Consider the following 17,585-nt stretch of genomic DNA (forward strand, 5'->3'; position numbering starts at 1 on the left):
AAATAAGATTGAGAGTTCAATATTCAGTATCTTAAATGAATATTTACTAAAAAGGCCTATAATTAAAGTCCAAATAGAACAAGTATGAAATGAATTCTCGTCAGCTAACATTACTTCTTTCGTTATTTCTTCCTTACTTCGCTAAAGTTGCTTTGTATGTTGACATAAGAGAAAACACTGTTGATAATATTAGCCTTGTTGTGTCCAAAATGTGCATGCAAAACAGAGCTGGGGAGTGAGTTAAGCGAAAGCATCACAAAGATAATTGAGGCAAATTTATCCAATTGTAGCTTATTTAATGTAAAACGTGGTACAGAAGCTAAAATCGCGCTTTACAAACCATGTGGCGATACGTTGGCTACAGTGAGTTTAAGTGAAGTATCAGATAAAGCCTTAGAGTTATCGTTACACTTGTTTTGATTCTTTTACAAAAAGGGAGTTATTTACTCATTCGGTTGTTTTTTCAGCAAAAGATTAGAGAAAGATTGCCCATTTTGTTTCAGATGCGATACATGATAGATTAACTGGTGAGAAAGGGCATTTTAACACGAAGACAGCGTAAATAGCTGAAGAAAAAGATAGTAATTACAAATCCATACGCAGAATTGCTGTTATGAATCAAGATGGAAGTGATATAAAATACTTAACAAATGGCAACAAATTTGTGTCAACACCAAGGTTTGCATCAAGTGGAGATAATATTATTTACATCTAATATCTGGGTAGTAGAAGCTACGTAATATTGAAGAATCTAAAAGACAGTACTGAGTCAATAATTAGTGCTTTCGAGGGAGTAATCTCTCCCCGAAATTTTCTCCTGACGGAAAATCTCTTTTAATCTCCCATTCATCTAATGGTAAAGCAAATATGTTGTCTCTAGATTTGAACAGTAAGCGCACGAAAAAACCACTAGAAGTTTGGATATAAGCACTTCTCTCTCTATTTTCCCCAGATCAGAAATATATGGTCTTTAGTTCTGGTGTGAGTGGAAGTCAGCAACTATATATCATCGGTTTTACTAATAAAGAATAAAAAGCCTAAGAGAATTAGTTTTGAAAGTGGAAAGTACGCTACACCTATTTGGTCGCCAAATTGGGATCTTACAGCTTTTACAAAGATCCAATTGGGGAATTTTACATAGGAATTATGTAGCCAGATGGCAAAAAAGAACATCTACTTTCAGAGGGATATAAAATCGAATCCCTAGCATGGCTACCAAATGGCAGGGGAACCATCTTTACAAAAACAAAATCACTAAGCGATTCTAAACTATATTCGGTAGACTTAGTAAGAGGAATCACAAAATAATTTCTCCCCAACAAATACCTATTTACCAGATTGGTCGCATCTGCCTCTGGTGGAGTAGAAAATAGATAAGTGACATGAGTAGGTATTGTTTGGTTGAGAAAATGAAAAGGTAATAACTTTTCAGAATAGATAGGGGGCAATAGAAATGAAAAAAACTACTTGACAAATTCCTCCAGCCCAATTACCAAGGTTGGAGATGTCCAGTTATCTTCATCTGTGCAGATTAAACGACAAGGGTATTATTGTTGGTCTCTTATGTTTAATTTTTTGCACTATGTACATCTTATGTCTTTATTAATTTCACCTAGACTTCTAGATTTTTCCTATGCAAGCTGAAACGCGCTTATAAGTCGTTTAAGACAATATAGTACGCCAATTTTTAGGATTAGAGAGTGGGTAACTTCTACCACGGGATTCTTTTACCTTTTTTCTGTTTAGTAAGTTTCTCAGCGCTTAAACTGAGGGTCTGTTGCAGTTTAAAAGTCGCTAAATTGCAGCGTTTAAGACTTAAAAAAACGCCAATACTAAAAATAGGCAATGGCCAGGGGTTCTTTTACCTTTTTTTTCCATTAAGTAAATTTCTTGTGCTAATTGTGACTAGACACATAAATGATGTCACGTATATGTAGCCAATTGGCATTAAGCCCAGTATCAGCTGGTTTTGCTAATCACAAGGCCACTTGTTTTTAACACATCCAAAACAAAAAGATTGAATATTTGTAAGAAGTAGTGCATAATTTTAATGCTTTTTAAGGTATTTCTTATACCTTAAAAAGAGTATTTGATACTGAAAAGAATAAAGATATTCTTATTTATTTCTTAAATGATATTTTAGGCTTTGCTGGCTTAGCTGCAATTCAGGACGTTGGATTTTAGCTACCATTCTGGACCCTGAAATTGCCGCTAAAAAGCAGAGTATTGTCGATGTTTTGTGTAAGGACTCTCAAGGGTTCCAGATATATTATAGAAATGTAGCTTACTAAGACCAGAGGCTTAGAAAGCGCGTTCAATATTATTCTACTAAAGCTTACTCAAGTTAAGCGGATCAAGGTGATGATTGTCATAAACTCAAGCAAATTATCTTCATAGCTGTTGCTGATTGTATTATTTTTCCAGATAAAGGCTAAGCACAAATCAAATCATACTATTCGGGATGAGAATACCAATGAACATGACTTAAAGGACTTCTATTTCGTATTCGTTGAACTACCAAAATTTACAAAGACGGAAGAAGATCAACTGGAAAGTATAGTAGAAAAATGGTGTTATTTTTTTCGATATGCAGCAGAAACAAGGGGAGAGTACCTAGATAAAATAGTAGGTAGTGACGTAAATAAAACGAGCTTATGAAGAGATGAATAAGTTTAATTGGTCGGAAGAAGAATTACTAGCATATGAACAAATGAAAAAACGCATAATAGATGAGATAGTTGCTTTTGCTTAAAAATTTGATGAGGGTGTTAAGTTGGGTAAGAAAGAGGTAGACAAAAAGGAATCTCCGTCGATTATCAAAAAGGCAGGGCGGAAGAGAGAGGAGAGTGAAAAATAGGCTAAAATTGCTGTGGCTAAAAACCTGCTTAAAGCTAGCGTATCTGTTGATATCATAGCTTAAACTACTGGTCCTTCCTAGGGCTGAAATTGTACCAACTCAGAGAAGAAGTCACGAGTTAACCGCTTAGCTACCAATATATTTTGAAGTAAACTGTCCACAGGGCTTCTTTTGCTTTTTTTACTTGGTAAATTTCTTAATATTTTAGTTGCTGAGGCAACAAATAGTGTCACGCATAAGGTTACTTGGATGGCACTGACATTATGCATCCATTCTACTGTAATGCAGGTAAATCAATCTGTAAATTCTGCACACCCATAAAAAACATACCTTCTTTTTCATCTTGAATGCCAATGGTAGTGTGGGTGTTAAGAGATAAGGGATCGTTTGTATACCTATGACCTATTTCTTGAATTGTGAACACCGGAAAGTCGACACTTTTTGCAAATCCCTCTATTTACGATTTCAATAAGATTATCGATTATCGTTACCGGAATATTAGTAAAGCTACCAAAAATCACCGCTTGCGCTCCATCGAAAGTATGAACTTGTTTTAGGTGATCTAAGCTGCGCTCCATTGCATATGGATAAACTCTTATGTCTTCCAAAAATGAAATTTTGCCTTTTGCATTTACTTGCCAAGCAGTTCCTATGCTATTTTCAATTAAAGTCATATTATCACCAATAATTTTAGATTCTAATCTGCCGTTTTTTAGTTTTATACCATTGTCGATTATTTTTAAGTTGTCAAATCTAATGGAATCTCGTTTGTTCAGAATTAACTCTTTTAATTTTCAACAGAGCTATCAGAAACGGAGTTATTTACTATTATTTCCAACATGGTACTGTAAAGAGTTTGCCAATCGCATTTAGCTTGTAGATAAATGTGTAAGACAGTTATATCGCTATACCCCATGAGAATTTTTTAGGCAATTCTTTCTTTTTTATCATTGGGTGACTTTTCTAGATAGGAAATCAACCGGGAAACTCCTGTTCCTCCTCTAATGCACCAAGTTATTTTGCTATCGTCAGTTAAGGCACTAATCAAATCATTTGCTCTGAATTCGTCGGATCTAGAGTGAAATGGACTATCGTTACTGTGTATTTTCTCCGAAACATGGGGATAAAAATCCAAGGCTTCCACATATTCTTTCACGGTAGTTGGATCTGATTCTTTTCCCTTTGAAGAAGGAGAAATAATATCAACTTGATCAACTGCACAGACACCCGTGTTAATACATAAAACAAGGAGAAGTATAAAATGTAAACAATAACGAAACGCATTAAAATATCTTATGAAACTCTTTTTTTAATATGTCGTCCAATTCAGAAAGTGAAACTTCGACTCCTAGTTCTTTCATTGATGTAGCACCATAATCTTTCAGCCCGCAAGGAATAATGCCTCTGTAGTGAGAAAGATCTGGAGAAACGTTAAGTGCTATGCCATGGTAAGTTATCCATTTTCTTACACGAATGCCAAAAGCTGCTATTTTCCCTTCTACTCCGTTGTTGTTCACCCAAATACCTATTCTATCTTCTTTGAATTCTCCGTTGGTATTAAAGTACTTTAGAACATTAATGATCCAATTACTTAGATCTCTGATATATAGCCTTATATCGCATTTATTTCTTTTTTTAAGATTGAGCATTAGATATATAATGCGCTGACCCGGGCCATGGTATGTATATTTACCACCCCTGCCTGTTTTATATACAGGAAATAATTTTTCAACAATGTCGTCATCTGTTGCGCTGATTCCTGCTGTGTAAAGCGGAGGGTGCTGGAGCAGCCATACTAGCTCATCAGATAAACTATCGTAAATTCTTTGAATTTTTACTTCCATGAATTTTACGGCATGGTTATAATCGATAAGCTGATTAGATACTAGCCACTTTACCATGTTACATTTCTTTGCTATTTAAATCTGTTAATGTCATCCCAATGCATAACACTGACCACAGTTTTCTTTATTCCTAATGATATCTTGTAATGCATTAACTTCTGTGCCATTAGCAAGAGCCAGTTATGGTAAATCTTCATTTGTTTGTCAACACAGGTGCACAAAATCTTCTTTACATATAGGTAACTTCTTTTATTGAGAAATTCAGGGAAATTCCGTATAATTGTTGTAGTAGGTTTTAGTAAAACATACGTCAGACTCAAGATTCAGCATAACTTTTAATAATGAAATTTTAGAGTATCTTGTTAAGTTGGCTAGAATAAAAAACAGTCCATTCAAGATCTGGCGCAAGAGCTAATGCAAGAAGCAATTGAAATTGAGGAAAAAGATATGGCACTAGCTGAACTTGCTGCTAAATGCCCAGGTGCAGAAAGAGTTAAGCTTGAAGATGTTAAGTGGGAATAAAGCCCTACAAAATTGAATTTCTAAAGGATGTTACAGAACGGATTTTCCAGCTCTCCCAAAAACAATAAGATTGAGAGTTGAAAAAGTCATATAAAGAGCACTTCATAGTTAATCCTGAGAAAATAGGGAAGTCTTTGTCATACAAATTTAAAGGATCTCGTAAAGTATGAATAGATGATTACCGTGTGATTTATGAAAGAAATAATATAGAACGTATGGTAGTAGTTAGTGCAATAAGACATAGGAAAGCTAGTTACTAGCATAATTAATTATGCAGCACTCCTTCCTGATCCATTCTCTATCTTAGGTGGCTTCGCTCAGCTCAGAAAAAAGCTCATTTTTTTAATCATTCCCTCCTGCCTTTTACTGCTGTGTAGAGATTGTTTTCAAACATGACGTTCATATGTGTGATACCAATTTATATAATTCCACCATAATTTCAATTTTTCAACAAATTCAATTTTTTCAACAAACAGGGGACAAATATGAATCTCAATATCTTTCAAAGGAAAAAGCACATGAATACTCTACTTTGCAGCTCATAATGGAGCCAAGTTGGAGTGAGCTTATATGCAAGTTTTGCTGAGGAAGGCTAGTCAAAAATGTTATTGTCTTTTGAGTAATCAACATGATTGCAAATTCTGTATCTTCAGTACCTTTTATTCTTTACCAACGCGCTAAGCGGGGAAAGTCACAACTAAAAGTCCATCCGTCACTGAAGTTGCTTTCTTCTCCTAGCCCAATAACATAAAAATTAGGGTTCATTGAAGGAATTATGACTTATCGATTAATTAGCGGCAATGCTTATGTGTTGATGATTGAGTCGAAAAACAGGTCATTACTCAAGCTCCGTCAACGCTGGAAGGCCAATATTGCTTGAAGGAGGCGCTTGGATGGAAAGAAATGAATCTATCGTCAAGAGATATGGATTTTATTGAACCCAAACACAGCTCAGCCTGCGATATTGCACTGGCTTTTGGCGTTCCACCGCAGTTGCTTAGCATACCAGGCGACAACACTTACAGCAATTTGGTCGAAGCACACCTTTCCCTTTGGAAGCAAACGGTTTTGCTAACACTGGAAAATATCGTCTATCACCTAAATTCTTGGCTAACACCGAGATTTGGTAAAGATCTGTGCTTGTCATACGACAAAGATGCAATAGAAATTCTCATGAAAAGAGACAAAAGCTGTGGAAATACGTGAAAAACACGAGCTTCATGACCATCAATGAAAAAAGGAAAGCATTTGGCCAGTCGTTGCTTCTGGGTGATGATGGGTTAAAAGTTTAATATATATTATTAAATTTAATAGTATTATTGAATATTTTTTAATATGAGGTAATTACGTCAGGGACAATGCAAGAAAGTCAAAATGAATCGGAAGAATTAGGTCAGTTTAATCAAGAACAATGGGATCAATTTATAAAAGACTCGATTGAAAAGGAAAAGAAAAAGTTAGAAGCAGCGGAAGAAGAATTTAAGAAAAACAAGAGAAGGAATATAGAAATCTTAGAAAAACATTTCCATGATAGAACACTTCAACCTCCTAGTGAGTTTAACAAAATAGGGGAAAAAGAAACAGGTTGTAGTTCAGGATTTTGAGGCAGAGCACCAGTATGGTGAAAGCGATACAGCGACTTTCATGGTTAAGTCTGTTTTAAACCACACTCTGATAGGAGAGAGAAAGCAGTCTAAATTAGAGCAGTTCAGAAAATCCTTCTACAAAAGATCAAGAAAAGCTATAAAATTGCAAAACCATGCGGTTTGTCAGATTATACAATAGATGGTCTTCTTGATTCATCATAGCAGCAGGTAGAAAGTAATATATGTTATGATGATCTGAATATTGCCGATTTTATTGGAAAATATATTACTGTGATTTATATAAGCTGTTTTTATATGATGGAGCTCCGGTTATTAAGTTAGTAACAAATAATAATTTGCCAGAAAAAAGATTTACTGATAGTAGTAATGAATTTAGAGAATGCATTGAGCAAGAGAAAGATCAAGATTAACTTCACTTGAGATCAAAGTTTTTGGATAAGTTTTACAACATTAGTGAATCTTAAGGAAAAAGGCAAAAATTACCAAGATGCAAAAGGTTTTGAAAAAATATTAGCTGCTCAAATGTTGCTTGGGGAAGATGACATTATGCAAACAGAAAACCTTGGCGTGACAGAAAAAGAATATGAAAATGTAAAGGGTAAAAAGGTAAAAGAAAAACTCTGGGCAAAAATTGACCATGGTGGTCTCTTTAACTTCTGTGTTAACCACTGTAGCAAAATTCCATTGCTTGTGCTTGACTTTAAAACCTTATATGGAATTGAACTGGATTATAAAAGATTAGCGTTCGAATTAAGCACGCATGTTAAGACTATGTCTGAAAATAAGGAGCTGATTGACAGGTTAATAGACAAAAAAGCTAGTAATTTAAATCAACTTCTAAATCCTAAAATGAAGTTTACTCTTAGATATCTATCTAGTATTTTACCGCCAGTTTTTTGTGAAGAGGTGTTTAGTTATTCAGCTAAGTCTAGGGAATTTGTGTCTGACATAGGTAATAATTTAGGTAGTTACTTTAAGCAGAGGTTACAGAATCAAATTCAGACTATGAGAGAATATTCAGAAGTGCTACATGTTATAACAGAAATTGAGAATAATATTCAGAGTCTTGCTGTAATTTACTAGCACTTTTTAATTCTCAATTTAAAGATCCATTGACTTGGACAATAGAAACAGGTAAAAAACTTGATGGTAGAGACCCTACAGTTTGGGCAAATAGATAATGGCAAAAACATTGAGGGTAAAGATTCTATAACCTGGACAGTAGATGATGGTAAAAACATTTAGGGAAAAAGCCAAAAAAGTGGAAGGTGCAGTTAGTGAAATTTGTAAATAAAGCCTTACTTCCAATTGCTGGTCCGGCAACTGTTGCTTGTATTGGTTTTGTTATTGTAAATTCAAATATAGCGTTAATTATTTCTGTAGCTGTGGTTGCATTAATTGCATTGCTTATTGTTAAGCCCATTGTTTCATATGTACAAAAAGACTTGTTATAAAATAGCACTACAAGCAGAAGCTTAACAACTCAAGTGCTGAACAACTTCAAGAGGAGCTCTCAATTTAGGGTAATTCACATAAGTTAGGTCTATGCTTAAAAATGTTTGTACTTAAATATACAACGAGTGCCTTTTGCCGGTAAAATAGCACTTTACTTTACATAGGATTTGGATATCATTTGAAATATATTTTTGAGAGTTAATATGTCAGAGATTGCGGGTGTAGAAATTAAAGAGCAAGCTTTGTATGAGAAAATGTGTTTTAGCGTCAGCCGCGCAAGTCTTTTAAATACGCTATCCAGAGTAAGCGGGGTGGTTGAAAGGCGTAATACAATAGATGTTTTAGCATGTATAAATATCAAAGCACAACATGACAGCATAAAACTAAAGGCCACCGATCTTGACATTTCAATATTTGCCTCACTTGCTGCAGATGTGTCAGCGGAAGGAGAAGTAAAAATCTCAGCACATACTTTGCACGACATAGTGAAGAAGTTGCCAACTGATTTGGATATTAATTTCGGAATGAATGATCAAGGGAAATTATTGATATCTTGCGGAAATGCAAACTTTTCTTTACCAAGTGTAGTTTCAAATAACTTTCCTGTTCTTGAGGAAGGAAATCACAAATATGATTTTACTCTGCTGAGTGCGGATTTGGTAGACTTATTAACTAAAACGAAGTTTGCTGTGTCACTAGACGATACAAGATACAATTTGAATGGGATATACTTGCATACAGATGAACAATTTCTGTATTGCGCTGCAACCGATGGTCACCGTTTATCGTGTGTAAAGAGGCCTAAACCTGAAAATATCAACGGTAAATTTGGTGTGATAATCCCACGTAAAGCTGTCATGGAGTTGCTAAAAGTATTGGATGATTGTAATGAAATTAATATAAAGCTCTCAGATAGAAAAATCAAATTCACATGTGGTAAGTATATTTTAATATCAAAATTAATAGATGGAACTTTTCCAGATTATAAAACTGTTATTCCGGCATCTCAAGATAGACAAATGGTTGTTGAGAGTGGCAAGCTAGCTAGTGTTATAGATCGGGTTTCCGTTGTTGTATCCGATAAAATAAAATTCATTAGGTTTTCGTTACGAGAAAAATTATTAACTCTAAACTCAAACTCCCAAGAGTGCAGTGATGCAACTGAATCCATAGAGGTAGATTATAATGAAGCTCCTATGTCCATAGGGTTTAATTCACGCTATTTGCTTGATGTTTTGTCCTGCATAAAAAATAAATGTAAGTTTAGCTTGTCAGATGGCAATAGTGCTACGATTATCATTGATGAAGATGACCCAAATGCATTATATATAGTAATGCCAATTAGGACTTAAGCTAGTAGTCTATCTTTACCAAATATAAACCGCAAGGTGGTGCAGTAACTCCAGCAGCATTTCTTTTACGTTGGTTTAATATATTTAGCATCTCTTGTGGATTAGTTCTATTTTTTCCAAATTCAACCAAAGTGCCGACAATGATCCTCACTTGGTTATGTAAAAAGGAAATTGCAGATATTTTGATGTATATATGACTCCCCTTTTGTACTATCTCGATATTATCAATTGTTCTTACCGGATTTACAGCTTGACAGTCTTTTGAGCGGAAACTTGAAAGGTTGTGCTTTCCAAGCAGATATTTAGCCGCTTCACGTATGATGTTTACGTCAAGTGGGCTAAACACTTGCCATACATAACCAGCTTCCAAAGCTGCAGGGGCATAACGATTAATTATTCTATATTCATAGTGTTTTTTTTTTGCTGAGAATCGTGCGTGAAACCCATCATCTACAACTTCTACATTAAGCACAACTATAGGAATCGATTTTAAGTGATAGTTTATTGCGTTCCTTATTCTGTAAAGTTCAAATTCCCTCTCCATATCAAAATGAGCAACTTGCCCTAAAGCATGAACTCCCGCATCAGTCCTGCCACTGCAGTGCAAAGTGACTTCCTCGCCACTGAAATTAAATATAGCATTTTCTATGGTCTCCTGGATTGAGTCAACAGAGTGTTGCTGTTTCTGCCAGCCAGAGAAACTACTACCGTTATATTCTATCGTTATTTTGTATCGCACTGCAAAATCTATCTAATTTTCTATCTTATACCAAATCTTGCTGGTAATAAGATAAATTAATAAAGAGTACTTTTTGGATGCAGCTGGAGGTTTAGACAAATTTATATGGTGTGTTCTACTTGGATGATACATAACTGATCCTAAAATTACAATTTTATGCAATTTCAGTAGCAGATTGCTTGAGTCTGTACTATTACATAGTATAATACTATATAATATATGAACTTTAAAAAGCTTAATCTACACTTAGTATCAGATTCAAGTGGTGAAACTGTTATATCAGTTGCAAAATCAGCTCTGAAACACTTTCGTTCTGTAGAAACAATTGAATATGTTTGGTCTCTTGTGAAAAAAGAAGAACAAATTGATAGAATTTTGGAGGAAATCGGTAAGAAAAGTGACGAGCATCACTTTGTTATATGTACTATTACTGACGATGAGCTAAGGAAATATTTAAAAGATAACTGTATAAAATTGGAAATTCCCTATCGAGCAATATTATCACATATCATTAGAGAAATTTCTTCCTATCTTGAAATTGAAAAAGACGAAAACCTTGACTTGCATACTGAGATAAATAATGAGTATTTTCAGCGCATTGAGGCAATAAACTACACTATTAATCATGATGACGGACAAAATATTCAAGATATTGATAAGGCAGACATAATCTTGGTTGGAGTTTCGCGTACATCAAAGTCTCCCACCAGTATGTATTTAGCTTATCGGGGCTATAGGGTTGCGAATATCCCCTTTGTTAATGAGATACCCTTTTATGTTGATTTAGCAAAGTTAGAAAACAAGCTGACAATAGGGCTAACAGTAGATACAAGTAGGCTGGTGGAAATACGCAAAAATAGGCTTGCTTCAATTAATAACGAAGATAATAATGTATACGCTGACCCTGAGAAAGTAGAAAAAGAAATTAAAAAAGCAGAGGAGCTTTTTAAACAAAACAATTGGCCAATTATCGATGTAACACAAAAGTCGATCGAAGAAGTGTCAGCAACGATTATACAATATTTTAACAGAATGTGATAAATTTATCAATTGACTAACTCCTTGTAAGTAACCATAATATAAAGTAATTTGGTTTTCGCTATAGTTATGAAAGTGAAAGGCTCACTAAAGTCCCATCGCAGCAGAGATAAAAACTGTAAAGTTGTGACAAGGAATGGTAAAATTTACGTTATAAATAAAGTAAAGCCAAGGTGCAAAGCCCGCCAGGGTTCTTGAGTATCAGCCATAAATTGATTATGAAAGGGGATTATTGGTTGCCTTGAGGCAAACAGTGGCTAGAATACTCTGTCAGTCGTATATCCGCGCTTAGCTTGCGATAAAAGGGTTCTAAGCTGTAACTAAGGTGCTTAGTTTTTTGTTCACTTTTTCATGTTATACGTTTTTTTAGCTTCTCATATGTAAAAGTATGGTGTTTGTATTTAGGAATAAGAAGAGGTTAATGTGTTTAAGTACAGCTTTGCTCATTTCTTCTCTTACACTATATTTTAGTATCAGTACGATTACGGGTAAACGTGGCTTATCAGCATTAATGGATAAAAAAAAGAGATAGAGTACAGTAAACTTTTGCTAAAGAATATATCTTTTGAAAGGGAAAAGTTGAGTAATAAAGTGTTCGACCTATATGAAAAAAGCTTAGATTTGGGCCTGCTTGATGAACAAGCAAGAAATGCTCTGGGTTATGTGAGCCCTAAGGAGCTAATGGTTATTCTTGATATGGAATAGCAACATCTTTAAATGAAAGAAAAAAAACGCTATAATCCAAGTGCAGGCATTATAAACGAGATGAAAGTGAAAAATATCTTATTAGCGCTTTTTATACAGGCTATGTTTTGGTTGCCATCATTTGCGGCCGATCCTATTTTACTCAATTGTGTTGAAACCCCAGAGATTTATGATCTTGATGCAAAACCAAAAAGCTTTAACTCTTCAAATAATTTAAGAAGAAAACCTGGTTCTCCAAGTAGCGCAACAGGGGAATTGGTAAGCATAGTGGGTAGAGTTACTGATGTAAACTGTTTGCCAATACAAAACGCTGTAGTTTCTATATGGCACGCGAATTCATACGGCATAAACCATTATGACGAGAATGTGGAGGATGATAAGCTTGATCCAAATTTTGCCGGATCAGGAAGATTTATAGTAAATAACCTTGGCTATTATAACTTTATTACAATAGCACCTGGTAAGATCGGTGATAGGGCTCCACACATCAACTTTTTGGTTCAACATCCAGATTTTCCAGAGTTCACAACACAAATGTTCTTTGCTGACCATAACTGTGACAACTATGCTGATTCTGTTCTTGGGGATCTTATTGATAATGGGCTTGCAAGCCTTCTAATAGCACCATTTAATTATAATGATCGGGCCATTAAGACCTACACATTTAATATCACCTTAAGTGGATGTAACAAGTTTTCTAATAAAAGATAAAACCCTTGCATGTCAGGAGAGTTCATAGTAACCTTAAGCGCTATTGTACTTAAAATGTATATGAAAAGCATTTTACTAATCTTTTATGTGCAGCTTACAATTATTTGCAACGGAGATGTCAACAATGAAGATAACAATTTCTAAGGCTTTACCTGATTTTGAAACGCTAGTAGTAGGTTTGTTTGAAAATGATGAATTTATGAGTAACGTTAAGGCTTTACAAGACAAGCAAATTGTAGATAACATCAAAAGATTTAGTGATTTCAATGGAGGTTTTGGTGAATTTTTCTCCATTACTTCATCAGAGAAAAAGAATGTTATAGTTGCCAGGCTTGGCAAGAGAGATGAATGGGATGAAGACAAAGAATTAAATATTGGCGGAAAAATATATTGCGAACTAAGCAGATTAAAAATCAAGCAAGCAGCAATTTTAACCGAAGGCAATGCAGCAAATGTTGCATACGGTGCATTTTTGCGTAGTTTTAAGTTTGATAAGTATAAAACCAAAAAGGATGAAAAAGTTACAGAAGTAGAAGAGATTACAGTGCTAGCGAAAGATGAGCAATTCAGTAGTGCTGAAAAATCATTTGAACGTTTGAGACAAGAAGGTGAAGGCATATTTCTGGCACGCGCCCTTACCACTGAACCGCCTAATGTTTTATATCCAGAATCCTATGCTGATTATATAAAAACCGAACTTACCAAGCTTGGCCTTGAAATCGAGGTGCTTGGTAAGAAGCAGATGGAAGAGAAAAAAATGAGAGCATTGCTTGGGGTAGCACAAGGAAGTAGTAAAGAGCCAAAATTGGTAGTGATTAAATGGAATGGAACTTCCAAGGAACAACAGCCTGTAGCTTTTGTGGGTAAAGGTATAACGTTTGATACTGGTGGAGTGTCACTTAAGCCTTCGCGTGGCATGGAGTCAATGAAATACGACATGGCAGGTTCTGCTACTGTGGTTGGGGTGATGCGTACTCTAGCTGGACGAAAAGCGAAAGTAAATGCAATTGGCGTAGTTGCACTTGCAGAAAATGCAGTGGACGGTAATGCCCAAAGGCCAAGCGACATAGTGACTTCAATGTCTGGGCAGACAATAGAAGTATTAAACACCGATGCAGAAGGAAGGCTCATACTTGCGGATGCTTTATGGTATACTCAGAACAGATTCTCACCTAAGTTTATGGTTGATCTTGCAACTCTAACTGGCGCTATAGTGGTTGCGCTTGGAAATAATGAATATGCTGGTCTTTTTTCCAATAATGATAAATTAGCAAGTCGTCTTATTGATGTAGGGAATGAGGTAAACGAGAAGTTGTGGCGTTTTCCTATGAATGAGGCTTACGATAAAATTATTGACTCGCCGATTGCTGATGTTCAAAACGTCGCTCCTGCAGGCTCTGGTGGAGATAGCATAATGGCCGCACAATTTTTACAACGTTTTGTGAATAACACTTGCTGGGCACATTTAGACATTGCAGGCACGGCTTGGCATGAAAAAGGCACTGATATTTCTCCAAAAGGAGCGGTGGGTTTTGGTATAAGGTTGCTTAATAAATTGGTTGAAAAGTACTACGAAACAGGTAATTGAAGCCTTAATGCTAAAATTTAGAAAGCTATAGGTTTGGGGTCTTTCCTGGGCTCTGTTGCAATTGGATTTTTTACTTTAGAGCCTGGTAGCTTCATTTCTTTCACTTTATCATTAACTTTTTTCTCTACCTCTTTTATGTCACCGTTACCAATTTTCATAATTTCAGGCGAAATTTCTCCAAAAGCTCCCCAAGTGCTTTCTTATCAGTTTAGTGAGTACTAAGACCTTTTTCTACGAGCCTTTTCATATCCTCTTTCGAAAAATCTTTAATCTCTTCCTCTTCCACTAATTTTTCTATAGCAGACCGTTGCTCTTTTTGGAGCACTTCTATTACCTTTGCCTTATTCTGAATGTTTTTTATTTCTTCACTTCTGGCACATAAAACAAGTTGAGGTGATTCCTAATATAATTTATAAAAATTTTTATCTCTGTCTTGAATCTGAATTACAGATAATTTATCAATTATATTTTTCGCAAAACTTTTCACTGCTTTCCCTAAAGGCTCAGCACCTTCTTTTATCTCACCTCTATGTTGATATATAACATAACTAATAGCAGCTATAGCCACTAGTGCTACAAACCCAGCTAATGCTAACGCATCACTCATTAACGCACGAGCCATTCCTCCTATTGCTAATGTACACGCTAGTGCACCTGTTAGTGTCGTAATAGCTGCTCCACCTATAACTCCTTGAGTTGACAGCTGGTTATCTAAGGCTTCGAACTTTTCCATCATTACCCGATCTTTACCAATTTGCTCAGCTAGTTCTTTGAGTGTCTCTTCTTATGATAATTTTTTTAATATAGCATCTAAAAAATCTCTACCCTTGTCGCAATTTAATAATTCAATTACTTTTTCTGAATCAGCCAAATCTACATCTGTTATATTTGCATTTTTTAAAAAACTTTCTGCTGCTTCTTTCAAGCTGTCATTTCCTTGAATAAATTCAACTAAGCCTTGAGCAAGGTGTTCACTGCCTGCGCTTGTTGCACCACCTTGTACCATATTCAATTCCTATCAGTTATGAATATGCATAATTATATATACCAATTATTAATTACATCATCATTACTATGAAGTAGTTAATATAATTACTCCTTTTCAAACACGGAATTTGTACTACAATCTAAATTATATGAAAACAAGGTGCTCTATGGGTGAAAAAAAATTAAAAGCTGCTGTGGTTTTATCAGGATGTGGTCACCTCGACGGTGTAGAGGTGAGAGAAGCTGTTTTAAGCTTGCTCGTACTTGATCAGCAGGAAGTGGAAGTTAAATGCTTTGCACCTGATATTGATATCAAACAGGTTATGAACCACAAAACAAAAGAGGAAGTAAAAGAGAAGAGGAATGTACTTGTAGAAGCAGCAAGAATTGCAAGAGGTGAAATATATAACCTAAAGGAAGCCAAAGCTAAAGATTTTGACATGCTAGTTGTACCCGGCGGATATGGAGTTGTGAAAAATTTATCTGACCTAGCTGAAGGTAAAGACATGGCAACAGTAATACCCGAATTTGAAAGATTAGTTTCAGAATTTTTTGTTGCAAAAAAGCCAATAGGGGCGATATGTATATCTCCAGCGGTGGTTGTTTTTATTTTAAGCAATAAAATAGGCAAAAGAGGAAATAAAATTAAGGTGACTATAGGGGATGACAGAGAAAAGTTGATAGAAAAGCTTGGTGGCGAGCATATAAAGTGCGATACAGAGTTGTCAATAGAAGACGAAGAACATAATGTATTTTCCTGTTCTGCTTATATGCGTAGCGACGAAGGTACGTACTCTGTATATCAAGGTATAAAACATATGATTGACAGCATGGTAAAAAAGATCAACAGAGGAAATTAATACCAAATTCTAATGGTAAATAGGGCAAATGAAAGATACCGTTTTACCAGTCAACAAGAGTGCCATTCCAGCACCCCTTTTCCTATTATCCAAGTAGCTCCATTTTCTTTCATCCCAGTACTTCTTCTCTTGTCATCCCAGTGCGTGACACTGGGACCAAGGTACTACTTTAGTAGTAATATTTAAGAAATTTATTAAATAAAAAAAAGGCAAAAAAAACTGTTAGCTAGCTTTCACTATCTATCTTTTTAAATTGGCGTTTTTACTGTCTTAAACGCTTTAACAAGCGTATTTTAGCTTATATTAGGTAAAAACCTAAAAAGTTTATAAAGATGTGAGGTGCACATAGTGCAAAGAATTAAACATAAAAAGCCAAGTACATTGAGTTTTTTATCGTTTAATCTGTACGGACTAAAGATAAATAATAGCTTTAATATCATGGCAAGAAAGCTGGAGGAATTTGTCAAGTAGTTTTTTCGTTTCTATTGTGTAGCTTCTTTCCACTGTTGTCTACCTGCTTTCTGTGTAGTGGAATTGATATAATTAACTGCCAGAGTTATATTGACACTAATCATGTACTACTGAATAATTAGCTAATTTGGAGCTTATTTAGTATGCTGCGCATTATTGCAGGAAAATATCGTGGAAGAAAGATAGCCACAGGTAAGCATTCGGCCGCACGGCCTACCATGGGTGTTGTCCGGGAAGCAATATTCAACATACTTTTTTCAAAAAAGCCTATTCATAACTCAAATGTGCTTGATTTATTCTGCGGAAGTGGCTCTTTTTCATTTGAAGCACTTTCCCGCGGTGCTAAACATGCATTCATGGTAGATTCAGATTACTACAATTTGCAATTGCCTAAGAAAACGGCAGAAAATCTTGGAACTACGGACGATATTACACTAATTTGCTGCAGCGCTGACAAATTACCAAAACCCATTTCACGATGCAACATAGTTTTTATAGATCCACCTTACAATAGCAATCTAGTCCATTCAACTTTGGAAGGGTTAGCTCACTCAGGCTGGCTGAGTGATGATGCATTGATAATTCTAGAGATTAGGAAAAACGAAGATTTTCAGTGCAATAAAAATTTTAATATAGTCTTGGAGCGCACTTACGGCATAGCAAGAATAATTTTTCTTTCCCTATCAACTTAAACTTGCGTACACCTTTCATTTATGAATTTCAATTCTATTTGTGTCAAACTTTTGGAAACATCACCCTTAGAGTAATTTTCTAGATAAAATCCTCCATTAGGTTTATAGCCCTTTTTATGATAGTCAGGAATAATCAAAAAAACACAAAATCTACGAC

General features: G+C 35.2%; 16 protein-coding genes and 4 pseudogenes. 14 read left to right on the plus strand and 6 right to left on the minus strand.

Going from position 1 to position 17,585, the window contains the following annotated elements; all coding sequences use genetic code 11:
* The first annotated feature begins 89 nt into the window (after positions 1-89).
* Positions 90-1,366: pseudogene (locus IHO40_RS01980) on the plus strand (protein TolB).
* 698 nt (positions 1,367-2,064) lie between these two features.
* Positions 2,065-2,920 (plus strand): annotated as a pseudogene (locus tag IHO40_RS01985) (Rpn family recombination-promoting nuclease/putative transposase).
* A 211-nt stretch (positions 2,921-3,131) separates the two neighbouring features.
* Here the strand turns inward: IHO40_RS01985 and IHO40_RS01990 are convergent.
* Positions 3,132-4,141: pseudogene (locus IHO40_RS01990) on the minus strand (LD-carboxypeptidase).
* Positions 4,141-4,758, minus strand: coding sequence for a lipoyl(octanoyl) transferase LipB (gene lipB, locus IHO40_RS01995; RefSeq protein ID WP_225536513.1), 618 nt, complete (start codon positions 4,756-4,758; stop codon positions 4,141-4,143). Before lipB ends, IHO40_RS01990 begins: the two are co-directional and overlap by 1 nt.
* A gap of 950 nt (positions 4,759-5,708) precedes the next feature.
* Here lipB and IHO40_RS02000 point away from each other — a divergent pair.
* From IHO40_RS02000 to dnaN, 5 genes and pseudogenes are all read left to right on the plus strand, one after another.
* Positions 5,709-6,515 (plus strand): annotated as a pseudogene (locus IHO40_RS02000) (phage portal protein).
* 66 nt (positions 6,516-6,581) lie between these two features.
* Positions 6,582-6,827 (plus strand): hypothetical protein, encoded by a 246-nt coding sequence (locus tag IHO40_RS02005; protein ID WP_225536514.1) that lies wholly within the window; start codon positions 6,582-6,584, stop codon positions 6,825-6,827.
* Positions 6,828-7,283: 456 nt separating this feature from the next.
* A complete protein-coding gene (locus IHO40_RS02010; RefSeq protein WP_225536515.1) occupies positions 7,284-7,913 on the plus strand; it encodes a hypothetical protein in 630 nt (209 codons plus the stop codon).
* A 194-nt stretch (positions 7,914-8,107) separates the two neighbouring features.
* On the plus strand, positions 8,108-8,284 hold the full coding sequence (locus IHO40_RS02015) for a hypothetical protein (RefSeq protein WP_225536516.1): 177 nt from the start codon (positions 8,108-8,110) through the stop codon (positions 8,282-8,284).
* Positions 8,285-8,488: 204 nt separating this feature from the next.
* On the plus strand, positions 8,489-9,637 hold the full coding sequence (dnaN, locus tag IHO40_RS02020) for a DNA polymerase III subunit beta (protein WP_225536517.1): 1,149 nt from the start codon (positions 8,489-8,491) through the stop codon (positions 9,635-9,637).
* Position 9,638: 1 nt separating this feature from the next.
* Here dnaN and truA read toward each other — a convergent pair whose 3' ends face one another.
* Complete coding sequence (truA, locus tag IHO40_RS02025) at positions 9,639-10,376, minus strand: tRNA pseudouridine(38-40) synthase TruA (protein WP_225536518.1); 738 nt, start codon at positions 10,374-10,376, stop codon at positions 9,639-9,641.
* Between the two features lie 219 nt (positions 10,377-10,595).
* On the opposite strand from truA, the gene IHO40_RS02030 reads away from it, so the two are divergent.
* From IHO40_RS02030 to IHO40_RS02050, 5 genes are all read left to right on the plus strand, one after another.
* Entirely contained in the window at positions 10,596-11,414 is an 819-nt protein-coding gene (locus IHO40_RS02030; protein ID WP_225536519.1) for a pyruvate, water dikinase regulatory protein, read from the plus strand.
* A 69-nt stretch (positions 11,415-11,483) separates the two neighbouring features.
* The gene (ykgO, locus tag IHO40_RS02035; protein ID WP_225536520.1) at positions 11,484-11,612 is read left to right on the plus strand and encodes a type B 50S ribosomal protein L36; all 129 of its coding nucleotides are present in this window, start codon (positions 11,484-11,486) and stop codon (positions 11,610-11,612) included.
* 348 nt (positions 11,613-11,960) lie between these two features.
* On the plus strand, positions 11,961-12,119 hold the full coding sequence (locus IHO40_RS02040) for a hypothetical protein (RefSeq protein ID WP_225536521.1): 159 nt from the start codon (positions 11,961-11,963) through the stop codon (positions 12,117-12,119).
* 60 nt (positions 12,120-12,179) lie between these two features.
* Positions 12,180-12,830 (plus strand): protocatechuate 3,4-dioxygenase, encoded by a 651-nt coding sequence (locus IHO40_RS02045; protein WP_225536529.1) that lies wholly within the window; start codon positions 12,180-12,182, stop codon positions 12,828-12,830.
* Between the two features lie 124 nt (positions 12,831-12,954).
* On the plus strand, positions 12,955-14,418 hold the full coding sequence (locus IHO40_RS02050; RefSeq protein ID WP_410543351.1) for a leucyl aminopeptidase: 1,464 nt from the start codon (positions 12,955-12,957) through the stop codon (positions 14,416-14,418).
* A 17-nt stretch (positions 14,419-14,435) separates the two neighbouring features.
* Here the strand turns inward: IHO40_RS02050 and IHO40_RS02055 are convergent, their stop codons facing one another.
* From IHO40_RS02055 to IHO40_RS02065, 3 genes are all read right to left on the minus strand, one after another.
* On the minus strand, positions 14,436-14,576 hold the full coding sequence (locus tag IHO40_RS02055; protein ID WP_225536523.1) for a hypothetical protein: 141 nt from the start codon (positions 14,574-14,576) through the stop codon (positions 14,436-14,438).
* Positions 14,577-14,818: 242 nt separating this feature from the next.
* Entirely contained in the window at positions 14,819-15,151 is a 333-nt protein-coding gene (locus tag IHO40_RS02060) for a hypothetical protein (RefSeq protein WP_225536524.1), read from the minus strand.
* Between the two features lie 51 nt (positions 15,152-15,202).
* Positions 15,203-15,424, minus strand: coding sequence for an SMP domain-containing protein (locus IHO40_RS02065; RefSeq protein WP_225536525.1), 222 nt, complete (start codon positions 15,422-15,424; stop codon positions 15,203-15,205).
* A 148-nt stretch (positions 15,425-15,572) separates the two neighbouring features.
* On the opposite strand from IHO40_RS02065, the gene elbB reads away from it, so the two are divergent.
* Positions 15,573-16,265, plus strand: coding sequence for an isoprenoid biosynthesis glyoxalase ElbB (elbB, locus tag IHO40_RS02070; protein WP_225536526.1), 693 nt, complete (start codon positions 15,573-15,575; stop codon positions 16,263-16,265).
* A gap of 614 nt (positions 16,266-16,879) precedes the next feature.
* Positions 16,880-17,428: a 16S rRNA (guanine(966)-N(2))-methyltransferase RsmD gene (rsmD, locus tag IHO40_RS02075; RefSeq protein ID WP_225536527.1), complete on the plus strand. Its 549-nt coding sequence runs from the start codon at positions 16,880-16,882 to the stop codon at positions 17,426-17,428.
* The last annotated feature ends 157 nt before the right edge of the window (positions 17,429-17,585 follow it).

The organism is Wolbachia endosymbiont of Mansonella ozzardi, from assembly GCF_020278625.1.
Classification (GTDB): domain Bacteria; phylum Pseudomonadota; class Alphaproteobacteria; order Rickettsiales; family Anaplasmataceae; genus Wolbachia.

Bases quoted from the DNA above. Each gene is read 5' to 3' on its own strand.
- lipB (WP_225536513.1), bottom strand. From the start codon at position 4,758: ATGGTAAAGTGGCTAGTATCTAATCAGCTTATCGATTATAACCATGCC.
- IHO40_RS02005 (WP_225536514.1), top strand. From the start codon at position 6,582: ATGCAAGAAAGTCAAAATGAATCGGAAGAATTAGGTCAGTTTAATCAA.
- dnaN (WP_225536517.1), top strand. From the start codon at position 8,489: ATGTCAGAGATTGCGGGTGTAGAAATTAAAGAGCAAGCTTTGTATGAG.
- IHO40_RS02030 (WP_225536519.1), top strand. From the start codon at position 10,596: ATGAACTTTAAAAAGCTTAATCTACACTTAGTATCAGATTCAAGTGGT.
- ykgO (WP_225536520.1), top strand. From the start codon at position 11,484: ATGAAAGTGAAAGGCTCACTAAAGTCCCATCGCAGCAGAGATAAAAAC.
- IHO40_RS02045 (WP_225536529.1), top strand. From the start codon at position 12,180: ATGAAAGTGAAAAATATCTTATTAGCGCTTTTTATACAGGCTATGTTT.
- IHO40_RS02050 (WP_410543351.1), top strand. From the start codon at position 12,955: ATGAAGATAACAATTTCTAAGGCTTTACCTGATTTTGAAACGCTAGTA.
- IHO40_RS02055 (WP_225536523.1), bottom strand. From the start codon at position 14,576: ATGAAAATTGGTAACGGTGACATAAAAGAGGTAGAGAAAAAAGTTAAT.
- IHO40_RS02060 (WP_225536524.1), bottom strand. From the start codon at position 15,151: ATGGAAAAGTTCGAAGCCTTAGATAACCAGCTGTCAACTCAAGGAGTT.
- IHO40_RS02065 (WP_225536525.1), bottom strand. From the start codon at position 15,424: ATGGTACAAGGTGGTGCAACAAGCGCAGGCAGTGAACACCTTGCTCAA.
- elbB (WP_225536526.1), top strand. From the start codon at position 15,573: ATGGGTGAAAAAAAATTAAAAGCTGCTGTGGTTTTATCAGGATGTGGT.
- rsmD (WP_225536527.1), top strand. From the start codon at position 16,880: ATGCTGCGCATTATTGCAGGAAAATATCGTGGAAGAAAGATAGCCACA.